General features: G+C 32.5%; 14 protein-coding genes and 1 other annotated feature. All 14 genes read left to right on the top strand.

What is annotated here, in order from left to right:
• The first annotated feature begins 163 nt into the window (after positions 1-163).
• Positions 164-1,564 (top strand): DNA repair protein RadA, encoded by a 1,401-nt coding sequence (gene radA, locus JOC47_RS13435; RefSeq protein ID WP_204702708.1) that lies wholly within the window; start codon positions 164-166, stop codon positions 1,562-1,564.
• Positions 1,565-2,653 (top strand): DNA integrity scanning diadenylate cyclase DisA, encoded by a 1,089-nt coding sequence (gene disA, locus JOC47_RS13430; RefSeq protein ID WP_204702706.1) that lies wholly within the window; start codon positions 1,565-1,567, stop codon positions 2,651-2,653.
• A 78-nt stretch (positions 2,654-2,731) separates the two neighbouring features.
• Complete coding sequence (locus JOC47_RS13425) at positions 2,732-3,232, top strand: CarD family transcriptional regulator (RefSeq protein WP_204702704.1); 501 nt, start codon at positions 2,732-2,734, stop codon at positions 3,230-3,232.
• A gap of 60 nt (positions 3,233-3,292) precedes the next feature.
• Positions 3,293-4,438: a PIN/TRAM domain-containing protein gene (locus JOC47_RS13420; RefSeq protein WP_204702702.1), complete on the top strand. Its 1,146-nt coding sequence runs from the start codon at positions 3,293-3,295 to the stop codon at positions 4,436-4,438.
• A 15-nt stretch (positions 4,439-4,453) separates the two neighbouring features.
• Positions 4,454-5,143, top strand: a complete 690-nt coding sequence (gene ispD / locus JOC47_RS13415; protein ID WP_204702700.1) for a 2-C-methyl-D-erythritol 4-phosphate cytidylyltransferase — start codon at positions 4,454-4,456, stop codon at positions 5,141-5,143.
• Positions 5,143-5,616 (top strand): 2-C-methyl-D-erythritol 2,4-cyclodiphosphate synthase, encoded by a 474-nt coding sequence (ispF, locus tag JOC47_RS13410; protein WP_239551249.1) that lies wholly within the window; start codon positions 5,143-5,145, stop codon positions 5,614-5,616. The genes ispD and ispF overlap by 1 nt, the downstream gene beginning before the upstream one ends.
• A 4-nt stretch (positions 5,617-5,620) precedes the next feature.
• Positions 5,621-6,391, top strand: coding sequence for a HutP family protein (locus JOC47_RS13405; protein ID WP_204702698.1), 771 nt, complete (start codon positions 5,621-5,623; stop codon positions 6,389-6,391).
• A 232-nt stretch (positions 6,392-6,623) separates the two neighbouring features.
• The gene (gltX, locus tag JOC47_RS13400) at positions 6,624-8,081 is read left to right on the top strand and encodes a glutamate--tRNA ligase (protein ID WP_204702687.1); all 1,458 of its coding nucleotides are present in this window, start codon (positions 6,624-6,626) and stop codon (positions 8,079-8,081) included.
• 7 nt (positions 8,082-8,088) lie between these two features.
• Positions 8,089-8,301: a binding site (T-box leader), on the top strand.
• An 86-nt stretch (positions 8,302-8,387) separates the two neighbouring features.
• Positions 8,388-9,068, top strand: coding sequence for a serine O-acetyltransferase (cysE, locus tag JOC47_RS13395; protein WP_204702685.1), 681 nt, complete (start codon positions 8,388-8,390; stop codon positions 9,066-9,068).
• Positions 9,055-10,482 (top strand): cysteine--tRNA ligase, encoded by a 1,428-nt coding sequence (gene cysS / locus JOC47_RS13390; protein ID WP_369127971.1) that lies wholly within the window; start codon positions 9,055-9,057, stop codon positions 10,480-10,482. The genes cysE and cysS overlap by 14 nt, the downstream gene beginning before the upstream one ends.
• A 254-nt stretch (positions 10,483-10,736) precedes the next feature.
• Positions 10,737-11,150: a Mini-ribonuclease 3 gene (locus JOC47_RS13385; RefSeq protein WP_204702681.1), complete on the top strand. Its 414-nt coding sequence runs from the start codon at positions 10,737-10,739 to the stop codon at positions 11,148-11,150.
• A 24-nt stretch (positions 11,151-11,174) separates the two neighbouring features.
• On the top strand, positions 11,175-12,497 hold the full coding sequence (locus JOC47_RS13380; RefSeq protein ID WP_204702679.1) for an FAD-dependent thymidylate synthase: 1,323 nt from the start codon (positions 11,175-11,177) through the stop codon (positions 12,495-12,497).
• Between the two features lie 129 nt (positions 12,498-12,626).
• Entirely contained in the window at positions 12,627-13,364 is a 738-nt protein-coding gene (rlmB, locus tag JOC47_RS13375; protein WP_204702677.1) for a 23S rRNA (guanosine(2251)-2'-O)-methyltransferase RlmB, read from the top strand.
• A 3-nt stretch (positions 13,365-13,367) separates the two neighbouring features.
• Positions 13,368-14,171 (top strand): VanW family protein, encoded by an 804-nt coding sequence (locus tag JOC47_RS13370; protein WP_204702675.1) that lies wholly within the window; start codon positions 13,368-13,370, stop codon positions 14,169-14,171.
• Positions 14,172-14,178: the final 7 nt, after the last annotated feature.

Here is a 14,178-nt window from a genome sequence, read left to right as displayed (position 1 = left end):
CTCAGTTGGTAGAGCGAGTGGCTGTTAACCACTTTGTCGCAGGTTCAAGTCCTGCTCGGGGAGCCATTCTATTTTTTGAAGAATTTTTTTATTTTCTTGTGAAATGCTTTGTGAAATGTTATAATTAAATTTAAGCTTATTATTTATTTGATTAGGTGGTTATATGGCTAAAAAACGTAAAAGGTATGTTTGTAGTGAATGTGGATATGAAGCTCTAAAATGGAATGGACAGTGTCCTGAATGTAAGAGTTGGAATACCTTAGAAGAAACTATCTTTGATCCTGATAAAGCTAAAGAAGAGGAACAAAAAAAGTTAGAACGAGAACAAGCTACATCTACGTTCGATTCTGAAGCTGAAGTTAGAAAAATATCTGATATTAAAGTGACTTCTGAAGATAGATTAAAAACCGGTTTTTCTGAATTGAATCGTGTTTTAGGTGGTGGAGTTGTGCCGGGAAGTTTGACTTTGATTGGCGGTGCTCCAGGAGTTGGTAAATCTACTCTGTTATTACAAACTGCTAATAATGTAGCAGAAAATTATGACCAAGTATTATATGTTTCTGGAGAAGAATCTGAGCGACAAATTAAAATAAGAGCAGATAGATTAAATTCAACTGCTTCTAATTTATACATATTAGCTGATACTAATTTGAATTCGATTATTACTCAAATAAAGAAGTTGCAGCCTGATTTAATAATTATTGATTCCATCCAAACTATCTACAATCCTACTGTTGATTCTGCTCCTGGCAGTATTAAACAAGTTAGAGAAACTACTAGTAAATTAATGGAAGTAGGAAAAAGAAAAGAATTGCCATTATTTATTGTAGGCCATGTAACTAAAGAAGGTTCAATTGCTGGTCCAAAAGTTTTAGAACATATGGTAGATACAGTACTTTACTTTGAAGGAGATCAAAATCATTCCTATCGAATGCTCAAAGGAATAAAAAATAGATTTGGTTCTACTAATGAAGTAGGAATTTTTGAGATGAATCAAGGAGGATTGGAAGAAGTTCTTAATCCGTCGCAAACATTTATTGCTGAACGTCCTGAGGAAGTTTCAGGTTCAGTTATTGTTCCTTGTGTTGAGGGAAGCAGATCTATTTTAGCGGAATTACAGGCTTTGGTTAGTTCTGCTAATTTTGGGAACCCAAGTCGAATGACTACGGGGGTAGATCGACGTCGCGTATCATTAATTTTAGCTGTATTAGAGAAAAGATTGGGATTAAATATTCAAATGGAAGATATACATATTAATGTTGCTGGTGGTTTTGAAATAAAAGAACCTGCGATTGATTTAGGGTTAGCTACTGCTATGGTGTCAAGCTTTAGAGATAAACCTATTCCTAGTGATTTTGCAATAATTGGAGAAATAGGATTATCAGGTGAAGTGAGAGCAGTAAATAAGATACAAAAAAGAGTTAATGAAGCTAGTAAATTAGGATTTAATAAATTTATTTTACCACAGGGTAATCTTGATGATTTATCACAGAATGATAAATTATCTTTTTTTGGGGTGAAGAAGATTAGTAAAGTGTTAGATCTAATTTTAGGAGGTGAATAAATGCCTGATTTCTCTCAAATTAGTGAGTTTGATGAAACTTTAAAATTGCTATCTCCTGGTACTACGTTTAGAGAAGGTTTAGAAAATGTTTTGCGAGCTGAAACGGGCGCATTGATTGTGGTTGGGGATAGTGAAGAAGTATTAGGAATTGTAGATGGTGGTTTTAATATTAATGCTAAATTATCACCACAAAAGTTATATGAATTAGCTAAGATGGATGGTGCTATAGTTTTAAGTAGTGATGCAGAAAGAATTTTATGTGCTAATACTCAGTTGATACCTGATCCGTCTTTATCGTCTGAAGAAACAGGGACTAGGCATCGGACTGCAGAACGGGTAGCTAAACAGACAGGAGAATTAGTGATTGCTATTTCTCAGCGCCGTGATGTAATTACTTTATATAAAGAAGATAAGAAATATGTATTAGAAGATATTAGAGTTATTTTAGTAAAAGCAAATCAAGCTATTCAAACTTTGGAAAAATATCGTAATGTATTAGATCAAGCTTTAACTAATTTAAGTGCTTTAGAGTTTGAAGATTTAGTTACTATTTCTGATGTAGCAACAGTATTACAAAGAACAGAAATGGTACTTAGGATTGGACGAGAAATTGAAAAATACATTAATGAATTAGGTAGTGAAGGTCGATTAATTAATATGCAGTTAGAAGAATTAGTTGCTAATGTTAAAGAAGAAGGGTTGCTAATTGTTAAAGATTATAAAGTTGATAATTTAGAAGAGGGAGAGATTGAAGACCCAGAGGTTATTTTTGATAAAATCTCAAATTGTTCTTCTGATGAGTTGCTTAGTCTATCTACAATTAGTAAATATTTAGGTCATGGTGGCAATATGAGTGCGCTTGATTTATCTATTTCTCCTCGTGGATATAGATTACTCAAGAAGATTCCTCGTGTTCCAATGTCTGTGATTGAAAATATAGTAGCTTCTTTTGAGAATTTCCATGAAATTTTAAATGCCTCAATTGAAGAATTGGATGATGTTGATGGTGTAGGAGATGTAAGGGCTCAAGCTATTAAAGAAGGCCTGAAAAGACTTAGAGATCAGGTGTTATTAGATAGACATATATAATTTGGTATAGATTGACACAATGCTACAAAATTGATATAATTATTATGGTGTACTATATACTGAATGGGGGTTACATACATGTTTGAAATTGGAGATAATATTGTTTATCCAAATCATGGTGCAGGAACAATAGTTGATATAGAAGAAAAGGAAATTTTAGGTGAAACTAAGCATTATTATATTATGAAACTTCCAATTGGAGAAATGAGAGTTATGATTCCAAAGGATAATGCTGAAGATATAGGCTTAAGAGATATCATAAATGAAGATGTTGTACCTAATGTATATAAAGTTTTAAAACAGGATCAAAGTGAAATGTCGCAAAATTGGAACAGACGTTATCGAGCTAATAGTGAGAAAATAAAAACAGGTGATATATTTGAAGTAGCGGAAGTTGTTAGGAACTTAACTATCCGTGATATTGTAAAAGGATTATCAACTGGTGAAAAGAAAATGTTAAGTAATGCTCGACAAATTTTAATTAGTGAGTTAGTTTTAGCAGAAGAAAAAGATGAAGAAGAAGTAAGAGAAAAAATAGATGAAATATTTGAAGAACAAGATTTTGATGAAGAAGAGTAACGTCAGGGTAGCCTGACGTTTATTTTCATATATATGAACTTAATTAGGGGGTGAAGTTTTTTGAATAAAGTAAGACGGCTCCTGGGGATATTAATCGGGGGTTTTTTAGGACAGGTTTTTGTTAATTTACTGGGTTTGGCCGAAGAAATAAGTTTAGAATTTAATAAGTTAATTACTAATAATACTATTTATGCAATCATAGTGGGTGCTGTGATAGGATTTTTGGTAGTGCCATGGATTATTATTAAAATATTTAATATGATAAATCAGTTTAGAACTGATTTAGAAGAAATTCCAGGACAAGATATTTTATTCGGCATTATGGGACTAGTGATTGGTCTGCTGTTAGGGGTTTTAGTGAGTGTTTCATTTTCTATTGCTTCTATCCCTAGATTTGGTGCTGCTTTGCAAATTTTAGTTAATCTTGTTTTAGGTTATTTAGGTTGGACTTTAGGATTGAATAAAAGAGAAGAATTTTTAAAGGGAATAAATTGTTTTAATAATAAAAATAATAAGGATGATGAGAATAATAATCAGAATAATGAAGGACAAGTTGTTGAAAATAATACTGAAAATGGGGATGAGTTACGAGCTACCTATAAGATATTAGATACAAGTGCAATAATAGATGGTAGAGTTGCAGATATTTGTAAGACCTCTTTTATTGAAGGAGTATTAGTTATTCCTGAATTTGTATTAGAAGAGTTACAACATATTGCTGATTCTTCTAATATTTTAAAACGTAATCGAGGTCGAAGAGGTTTAGATATTTTGAATAAGATTCAAAATGAAATTGATATTCCAGTTTTGATTTCTAGTAAAGACTATGATGATATTAAAGAAGTAGATAGAAAATTAGTTAAATTAGCTCAAGAATTAAATGGACAAGTTGTTACTAATGACTATAATTTGAATAAAGTATCGGAACTACAAGGGGTTTCTGTATTAAACATTAATGAATTAGCTAATGCAGTTAAACCAGTTGTATTACCTGGTGAAGAAATGGATGTTAAGATTATTAAAGATGGTGAAGAGCCAGGGCAAGGAGTAGGTTACTTAAACGATGGAACAATGATTGTAGTTGATGATGGTAAAGACCATATTGGAGAAGAATTAGAGGTATTAGTAACTAGTGTGTTACAGACTTCTGCTGGAAGAATGATTTTTGCTAAACCAAAATATAAAGCGCAAAAAGCTTTAAGTTAGTTGGAGGAATGTAGAATGAAATTAAGTGTTGTTATTCCTGCTGCTGGGCAGGGTAAAAGAATGAAAACAGAAAAAAATAAACAGTTTTTAATGTTAAATGATAAAGAAATATTAGCTCATACTTTAAATAAATTTGAATCAGCATCTGTAGTGGATGAAGTAATAATAGTAGCTAGAGAAGAAGAAATTGATTATTGTAAAAATAAATTAGTTGATAACTATGATTTTGGGAAAGTTACTAAAGTTATTGCAGGAGGAGAAACAAGACAAGAATCTGTATACAATGGTCTACAAGCAGTTAAATCCACTAGTAACTATGTATTAATCCATGATGGAGCGCGTCCATTCATTACGGCCGAATTGATTAATAAAGTTATAACTGCAGCTGAAAAGTATGATGCTGCTGCAGTTGGAGTACCAGTTAAAGATACTATTAAAGTAATTAATTCAGATAATATGATTATTAATACTCCAGACCGTTCTAAATTAGTTGCAATTCAGACTCCTCAAGTTTTTGATAAAGAATTAATAACAGAAGCATATCAAAATGCACTAGCAGATGATTTTATTGGAACTGATAGTGCTAGTTTGGTAGAAAGAATTAATCAAACTGTAAAGTTAGTCCAAGGTTCTTATGAAAATATAAAGATAACTACACCAGAAGATTTAGAATTTGGAGAAAGAATTTTGGCGAGGAGGAAATAATGCTGACTGGAATAGGTTATGATGTACATCGATTAGAAGAAGGCGAAGATTTGGTATTGGGTGGAGTAGAAATTGATTATAAGGTTGGTTTATTAGGTCATTCTGATGCTGATGTGTTACTGCATGCTGTAGCAGATGCATTATTAGGTGCTATGGGTGAAGGTGATATTGGTCGTCATTTTCCTGACGATGATCCTCAATATAAAGGAGTTTCAAGTCTGATATTATTAGAAGAAGTATATAAATTAGTAAAAGAAAAAGATTTAAAATTAAACAATATAGATGCTGTAATAATAGCCCAAAAACCGAAATTAGCTCCTTATATTAAAATAATGGAAAAAAATATAGCAAAAGTTTTACAATTGGATTTGAATAGAGTTAATCTAAAAGCAACAACAACTGAAAGGCTAGGTTTTGTAGGGGCAGGAGAAGGAATTGCTGCTCAGGCAGTAGCTAGTATTGAGGGGGTTTAAAATAATGGAAATAAAAGAATTAATGAGTTCAGAAGTAATTACTGTTACTTCTGATGTTACATTAGAAGAAGCAGAACGATTAATGAATGTTAATGATATTGGAAGATTAGTAGTAATGAAAAATAATAAAATAGTTGGGATTATTACAGATGGTGATTTAGTATATAATAATGATTTAGATGTATTGGTCGAAGAAGTTATGGAAACTGATGTTATTACAATTAATTATAAAAAGACAATTCAAGAAGTATCTCAGGTTCTATCTAATAATCATATTGGGGGAGTGCCAGTAGTTGATGATGCCGAGCAATTAGTCGGGATTGTAACTGCTGAAGATATAGTTTCAGGGTATGTTAAAGAAGAAAAAACAGAAAAGATTTCTCCAGAAAGTTCTTCTATATACTTGTCGATGACGAGAAGTAGAGAATATGAAAATTACTGGCTAGATAAAATTAAAGGTTATGGTTATAAAGCTGCTATAACTCAAACTGGAGCTAATGCAGAGAATTTACCAATTAAATTACGAGAGAGTATCACTGTGGCTGCTATTGCTAGAGGCGTAATTAAAGAAAATCCAAAAGAAAAAATAGCTGTGTCTAATGCCGTTAAAGATGCTTATACGCAGTTAGATTTAGTAAATCCTGGCTTAGGTGGCGGATTTAAAGTGGCTGTAGTAAGAGGTAAAGGAAGAGTTGCAGTTTCAGTTTTTGGGAAGTTTGGGCATGCTTTGGTTGATGGACCTGAGCAGTTAGCTTTAGGAATTAGTGTGATTTAATTTATTGATGATTAAAAGATTGGGTCGGGGATATTCTTCTGCCCAATCTTTTTTATTTAGCTGCGCTCTAATTGAGCCCCTCGTGTAGCTCTGTTTACAGTACTTAGAGCTAAGATGAGTGCGCAATCTATATGCTGTTGTTTTTATTAAATTACCTACTTGCTTGAAATTTAATTATAAATATTCTATAATATATTTGCTTATGATAGATATAAATAGAAAGGGGAAAGTTATGACTGATACTAGAGTAAGATTTGCACCAAGTCCGACGGGACAAATACATATAGGTAATATTCGAACGGCGTTATTTAATTATTTGTTTGCACGTAAGAATGATGGACAGTTTATTATGAGAATTGAGGATACTGACCAGAAAAGGTCAACTAGTGAATTTGAAGAGATTATTCATCGCGAGATGGATTGGTTAGGCTTAGATTGGGATGAGGGGCCGCAAGTAGGCGGTGAATTTGGCCCTTATCGTCAAAGTGAAAGATTGGATATTTATGAAGAGTATGTGCAGGAATTATTAGATAAAGATTTAGCGTATCGCTGTTATTGTACACCAGAAGAATTAGAAGAAATGAGAGAAGAGCAAATAGCTAATGATGAAGCACCTCGTTATGATGGTCGCTGTAGAAATTTAACTGAAGAAGAAAGAAAAGAGTTAGAAGCTGAAGGACGAGAACCTGTAATTAGATTTAAATCTCCATTAGAAGAAGAAGAAATTATAATCAATGATTTAGTTCATGGAGAAGTTTCCTTTAGTAGTGATGTAATTGATGATTTTGTAATTGTTAAATCAGATGGAATGCCTACGTATAACTTTGCTGTAGTAATTGATGATCATTTGATGGAAATTACTGAAGTTATTAGAGGTGAAGATCATTTATCAAATACTCCTAAGCAAAAGCTATTATATCAAGCTTTTGGGTGGGAAAGTCCTAATTTTGCTCACTTGCCTATGATTTTAGGTTCTGATCGTTCTAAGTTGAGTAAAAGAAGTGGTGAAGCATATGTTTATGTTAGTGAATATCGCAAGAAAGGATATTTACCAGAAGCTGTAGTTAACTTCTTATCTTTATTAGGCTGGTCTCCAAGTGATGATGAAGAGATTTTCTCTAAAGCAGAGATTGTTGAGAGATTTTCTATGGACCGAGTTAATAAAAGTGCTGCAGTATTTGATGTAGAAAAGTTAGATTGGATGAATGGATTATATATTAGAAATAAAGACTTAGAAACAGTAGTTGATTTGGCTGTACCTTATTTGGAAGAAGAGTATGATATTGAAGATGAATCTAGAGAATGGTTAGAATTATTAGTAGCTACTGTGAGAGAATCTATAGACTATTTAGCTCAAATTAATGATGAAGTAGCCGTTTTCTTTGAGGATTTAGAATATGAAGATGAAGAAGAAGCTAGAGAAACTTTTGCTGAAGAGAAAGTTGATTTAGTATTAGAAACTCTACGCGATCGTTCACAAGAATTAGAAAATTGGGAGAAGCAAGATATTAGAGCAATGATGAATCAAATTATTAGTGATTTACCTGTTGGAGGGAGATTGTTCTTCCACCCAGTACGAATTGCTCTAACTGGTGAAGAATCTGGTCCAGCATTATTTGATGTAGCTGCTTTATTAGGACGTGAAGAAACAATTAATAGATTAAATCAAGCACTAGATTTAATTAAATAAATACCGATTAAAAGTGTAGAAAGGGAATAGTAATATAGTTAATTTCTTTATAGAGAGTAAGTACCGCTGTCTGAAAGTACTTATAAGAAAGGCTATATGAATGCTCCCTGGAGCTAAGCAACTGAAGTTAGTAGGTTGTTTCGGTTAACATCCGTTATAGTGTTTAAAGCGAGTGCAATATGCTAAGCAGAGTGGGACCGCGGAGCCTTCCGTCTCTGAATAATAGAGATGGAAGGCTTTTTTGTATAATAAAAGTTGTTTTTGAATCATAATAAATTATTAGGCATAAAAAGGGAGGTGGGGAGGATGATAAATCTCTTTAAGGAATTACAAAGCGATATCGAAGCTATTTTTGATCGTGACCCTGCTGCTAGTAATTTGCTGGAAGTATTATTGACTTATTCGGGATTACATGCAGTTATTTTTCATCGCTTAGCTCATCCACTTTATAAATTGGGTTTGAGAACTTTACCTCGTATAATTTCGCAATTGGGTAGGTTTTTAACTGGTATAGAAATTCATCCGGGGGCTGAAATTGGCAATGGTTTTTTTATTGATCATGGGATGGGAGTTGTAATTGGTGAAACTACAGAAATTGGAGAAGATGTAACCCTCTATCAAGGAGTTACTTTAGGGGGGACAGGCAAAGAAGTAGGAAAACGACATCCAACAATTGGAGATGAAGTAATAGTTAGTGCAGGGGCCAAAGTACTAGGCTCTATTGAAATTGGTAATAATGCTAAAATAGGTGCAGGAGCAGTAGTTTTAGATTCAGTACCTGACAATTGTACAGTAGTAGGGATTCCGGGGCGGATTGTAGTTAAAGATGGAGAGAGAATTAATCATGAAGTTGATTTAGAACATGGTGATTTACCAGATCCAGTTAAAGAAATGTGCGGTTGCTTGGATAAAAGACTATCTAATCTAGAAAAGATATATGATAAATTACAGGAGGAGGAGATTTTAGATGACATTGAAGATATATAATACACTAAAAGATACTAAAGAGGAATTTGAAACTTTAGAAGACGGAAAGGTTAAAATGTATTCTTGTGGGCCAACAGTATATGACTATTTCCATATTGGTAATGCAAGAGCATTTATTGTTCCTGATATAGTTAAGCGCTATTTAGAATATAAAGGTTATGAAGTAATGCACGTATTAAACTTCACTGATATTGATGACAAAATGATTAAAAGAGCTAATGAAGAGGGAATTACAGTTGATGAACTAGCGGAAAAGTTCATTACCGCTTATTTTGAAGATACTGATGCTTTAAATATTAAACGAGCTGATGTCTATCCGCAAGCAACTGAGCATATTAGTGAGATGATTAATTTAGTAAAGACATTAATTGATAAAGGTTATGCTTATGAGAAAAATGGTGATGTTTATTTTAGAGTAGATAAGTTTGATGAGTACGGAAAATTATCTAATAAGAAAATTGAAGATTTACAAGCAGGTTCAAGAGTAGATGTTAATGAAGAAAAAGAAGACCCACTTGACTTTACGTTATGGAAAGAAAGCAAAGCAGGAGAACCAGAATGGGATAGTCCTTGGGGCCAAGGTAGACCAGGTTGGCACATTGAATGTTCAGTAATGTCGACTAAGTATTTGGGAGAAGAGTTTGATATTCATACGGGAGGAGTAGACTTAACTTTTCCTCATCATGAAAATGAAATAGCTCAAAGTGAAGCTTGCTGTGGCCATGAAGTAGTAAATTATTGGTTGCATAATGGTTATATCAATATTGAAGGTGAAAAGATGTCTAAGTCCTTGGGTAACTTTTTCACTACGCGAGATATTTTAGATAAATATCCTGCTGAAGTAGTCAGATTTTTCTTGATTTCTAAACATTACCGTAGTCCAATTAATTTTAGCGAAGAGAATATGAAAGATGCTGCTAAAAGTTTAGAGCGTTTAGAAAATACAGTTGATCGAGTGAAATATTTATTGAAACAAGATGTTCAAGATGGTGAACTAAAAGGAGCAGAATTGTTTGAATTAGTCGCGGAAAAGAAAGAAGACTTTATTGCTGCTATGGATGATGATTTTAATACTTCTTTAGCAATTGCTTCTTTACATGAGTTAGCAAGAGAAGTAAATAAATTTATCGATCAAGACGATTTTGTATTGACTATTGATGTCAAAAAAGCTTTAGAAAAAGTTAAAGAAACCTTTGAAGAACTAGGTATTGAAGTCTTAGGTATTCTAAAAACTACAGAAGAAACAGAGAATGATTTGGTGCCTGATTTAGTAGAGTTATTATTAGAAACAAGATCAGATTTGCGAGATCAGGGCAATTATGAAATGGCAGACCAAATCAGAGATGAATTATCTAATTTAGGTGTTGCAGTTAAGGATACTCCCCAAGGCGCGGAGTGGAAGATAAAAGAATAGTAAAGCAGTAAGACAGTGGAACAGTGAAACAGTAAGACAGTGAGATTAGTAACGAGTAATCAGTGATGAGTAAAGACAATAAACAGTAAGAAGTGAAGAATAAAGAGAAAAAAATAGTAAAATAGTGAAACAATAAAACCTGTAGAGCCTTGGCATTGCCAAGGCTTAGGTAGTGGGTACAGTAATATGTTTGATTAACCAACTACAGTAGTTAGTTGACATTGATATTATATTTCAGAAAGTGAGGCAGGTAAATGTTTTTGGATGATATAGTTGATTTTCCTGATCGTCCCAAATTGATGTCACCTGAAGTAATGGCCTATGTAGGTGATGGAGTATATGAATTATTTATTCGGAATGTGGTATTAGAAAGAAAGTTAGGCAAAGGTCAGGCTTTGCATGAACAAACAGTGAAGTATGTGAATGCCAGTGCACAAGCAAAATTATTAGAAGAAATCAGGGATGAATTAACTAAAGAAGAAGAAAGTATTGTCCGGCGGGGAAGAAATTGTCAGAAGAATATTCCTAGTAATGCGGATCCAAGTGAATATTGTTATAGCACTGGCTTTGAAGCACTATTAGGTTTTTTATATTTAAAAAAAGAAAAAGATAGACTATCAGAATTGATGGAAATTATGAAAGATATATTGGACCAAGGTCAGATTTAGTTAAATTAAGCGGGGGATTTAATAATGAAGATTACTAATTTTGAACAAACAGGAATGAAAAAAGTAGTTAGTTGGATAAAAAACAATAATATCACTGATTTAGATAGAGATGAGCTGTTGGAAGCCTTAAGAACGGTTAATATTTCTTTTGCAGTTGAAGAAATTAATAGAATGCAGAGTACTTTGTTATGTGAACTAAAAGATTCGTATGTGCAGCAGAGTCAGCGTTATGTTTCGATGGATGAAGACGCTTATCAATTACCAGAGTTATCATCTGCAGATAATCAGAAAGCTAAAGATATAATTAATCAAGCTTTTCAATTATATGAAGGAATGTCTGAATTAAAGGAAGGTAATTTTAAAGGTCGACCTAAACTTGAACATTATAAACATGGAATTCCTATTGAAGATGCTCGATATATATTACCATTAGCTACTAAGACAAATATTTCAGTAGCAATGACAGGGAATAAATTGTATGACCTATTTTCTCTTTTCTTTACAGAAAGATATAATGATCTGTTTAAAGAAATGCGAGAAGAAATGATGGATTTGCTACCTGATTGTGTAGTGAACTTACTACCTATAGACCTTAAGAATAATAATGATTTAGAATTGATAGAAAAATTATATCAAGAAGATTTAGAAAAATTAAATGTAGAAAATAATATGATTTTATTAGATAGTTTTGATAAATTAGATTTAAAAGTAGGGTTAGGTGCAGCTACTAGTACTTCAGCTCAAACTCCAAGCGAGAAATTAAAATCTTGGGGAGATGAAGCTGAAGATAAAGCAAAAAATTTATCGCAAAGAGTATTAGGCTATGGACATGAAAGTATAGCTGAACAAGCGCGCACTACTTTTGCAATGATGTCTAGTTTAGTTACTTATCATCAGCAAATTAGGCATCGCTTATCTGAAAATCATCGTGAACGTTTATTGAATTTGGTATTAAATGAACGTCCGGTTTTAGTACCGCCTACCATTGAAGGGAGCCAGTTTGAAGATGATTTCCTTGATTTAGCAGATGAAATTAGAAAATTCAGATTATATATTTATAAAGAATATGGATTAGATAAGGCTTTATCTTTTTTATTAAATTGTGAACAGATTAAGTTGATTATGTCTACTAATGCTCGGATAGATAAAGAAATGCTAGCAGAAAGAATTTGTATGAATGCGCAATGGGAGATTAGAAAACTAGCCACTAAAAAATTATTACAATTACGAGAGTTATCTAATGTTTTATATGAAAATGCATTACCTTCCTGTGTGCATGGAGAATGTAGTGAAGGAAAATTGAGTTGTGGACGCCAAAAAGAAATGAGAGAAAGATTCTTAGATTAAAAAATATCAATTTATTTTAAGAATCAGTTTCGTTTTTTCAAATTTTTGGTATAATAATAGTAAGTAAATTAATAATATTAATAAAAATGTGTTAAATTACAATATTCAGTTATAAAAGTGAGGGATTAGATGGCTAAAGTAGAAGGGCGAAACCCAGTAATTGAAGTATTAAATGGAAATAGGAAAGTAGAAAAAGTGTTAATTTTAAAGTCTGCTCAAGGACAAGTAATTGATAAAATTTATAGTTTAGCTCGTAATCAGAATGTGGCGCTAGAGCGAGTAACTAAAGGTAAGTTAAATGATTTAGCTAAATCTCATGCGCATCAAGGTGTGATTGCTTTTGCGGAAGACTTGGATTATTATTATTTAGATGATTTAATTACTCAAGCTAAAAGTCAATCAGATAATCCTTTCTTTGTATTGCTTGATGAAATAAAGGACCCACATAATTTTGGTTCCATTTTACGAACTGCTGAAGCAGCAGGTGTAGATGGAGTTATCATTCCTAAACGTCGCGCTGTTGGATTTACTCCAGTAGTAGTTAAGACTTCAGCTGGAGCAGTTGAATATTTACCAGTAGCTCAAGTAACTAATTTAGCTCGGACTATAGAGCAATTGAAAGAAGAAGGGTTTTGGATTGCAGGAGCTGATTTAGAAGCTAAACAAAGTTGTTATCAAGCTGATTTAGGTGGTTCTTTAGGATTAGTAATCGGTAGTGAAGGTTCAGGAATGAGAAGATTAGTTAAAGAAAAATGTGATTTTTTAATTAAAATGCCGATGGAGGGTCAAATAGAATCTTTGAATGCTTCAGTAGCAGCAGGAATTCTTATTTATGAGTCTCTGCGGCAAAGAAATGAAGAGGGATAAATTATGAAGCGGAAAATACTAGCTTTATTTTTACTAATTTCTTTATTTTTAGTAGGACCAGTAGGATTGGAAAATGTAAGAGCTAATTCTGTGAAAATAAAAAAATATAATTTACGTAATATTCTTGCTACTCATAGCACTTATTTTGATGATCAAGCTAGTAATCGAACGCAGAATATAAAAGTAGCAGCGAGAAAGATAGATAATACAGTAATTAAACCTGGTGAAGTTTTTTCTTTTAATCAAATAGTAGGTCCTAGAACTAAGAAAAGAGGTTTTAAAGAGGCAATTGAAATAGTTAATAATAAATATGTAACTGGAGTAGGAGGCGGAGTTTGTCAGGTCTCTTCTACTTTGTATAATTCAGTTTTATTGGCGGGATTAAAAATAATAGAGCGTGAGCATCATTCACGACCTGTTAATTATGTTCCTTTAGGACGAGGGGCGACAGTATATTATGACCTAATAGATTTCAAATTTAAAAATAATTTTTCTAATCCATTGATGATTATGTCTAAAGTTGTTAATGATCAATTAACTATTACTTTATTGGGCACTGATCCAGGAATTAATGTTAAAGTAGTTACTTCTTCACCAGAAATTATAGATCCTAAAGTAATAAAAAAATCTGATCAAAAATTAGAGGATGGAAGTAAAAAAACCATTCAAGATGGTAAAGTTGGTTATAAAGTTACAACAAGAAGAATAATTAAATCTGGTTCTAAATTAATAGAAAATAAACTAATTTCTAAAGATATATATCCACCAGTTGATAAAATTATAAAGGTTAATCCACAAAATAATTAAGTTTAAG

The sequence above is a fragment of the Halanaerobacter jeridensis genome, from assembly GCF_016908315.1.
Taxonomy (GTDB): Bacteria; Bacillota; Halanaerobiia; order Halobacteroidales; family Halobacteroidaceae; genus Halanaerobacter; species Halanaerobacter jeridensis.
Note: the sequence above shows the minus strand (reverse complement) of the source record. Positions and strands in the feature narration are given on the sequence as shown.

Bases quoted from the DNA above. Each gene is read 5' to 3' on its own strand.
- JOC47_RS13385 (WP_204702681.1), top strand. From the start codon at position 10,737: ATGTTTTTGGATGATATAGTTGATTTTCCTGATCGTCCCAAATTGATG.
- JOC47_RS13380 (WP_204702679.1), top strand. From the start codon at position 11,175: ATGAAGATTACTAATTTTGAACAAACAGGAATGAAAAAAGTAGTTAGT.
- ispF (WP_239551249.1), top strand. From the start codon at position 5,143: ATGCTGACTGGAATAGGTTATGATGTACATCGATTAGAAGAAGGCGAA.
- JOC47_RS13370 (WP_204702675.1), top strand. From the start codon at position 13,368: ATGAAGCGGAAAATACTAGCTTTATTTTTACTAATTTCTTTATTTTTA.
- cysE (WP_204702685.1), top strand. From the start codon at position 8,388: ATGATAAATCTCTTTAAGGAATTACAAAGCGATATCGAAGCTATTTTT.
- gltX (WP_204702687.1), top strand. From the start codon at position 6,624: ATGACTGATACTAGAGTAAGATTTGCACCAAGTCCGACGGGACAAATA.
- radA (WP_204702708.1), top strand. From the start codon at position 164: ATGGCTAAAAAACGTAAAAGGTATGTTTGTAGTGAATGTGGATATGAA.
- ispD (WP_204702700.1), top strand. From the start codon at position 4,454: ATGAAATTAAGTGTTGTTATTCCTGCTGCTGGGCAGGGTAAAAGAATG.
- JOC47_RS13405 (WP_204702698.1), top strand. From the start codon at position 5,621: ATGGAAATAAAAGAATTAATGAGTTCAGAAGTAATTACTGTTACTTCT.
- JOC47_RS13425 (WP_204702704.1), top strand. From the start codon at position 2,732: ATGTTTGAAATTGGAGATAATATTGTTTATCCAAATCATGGTGCAGGA.
- disA (WP_204702706.1), top strand. From the start codon at position 1,565: ATGCCTGATTTCTCTCAAATTAGTGAGTTTGATGAAACTTTAAAATTG.
- rlmB (WP_204702677.1), top strand. From the start codon at position 12,627: ATGGCTAAAGTAGAAGGGCGAAACCCAGTAATTGAAGTATTAAATGGA.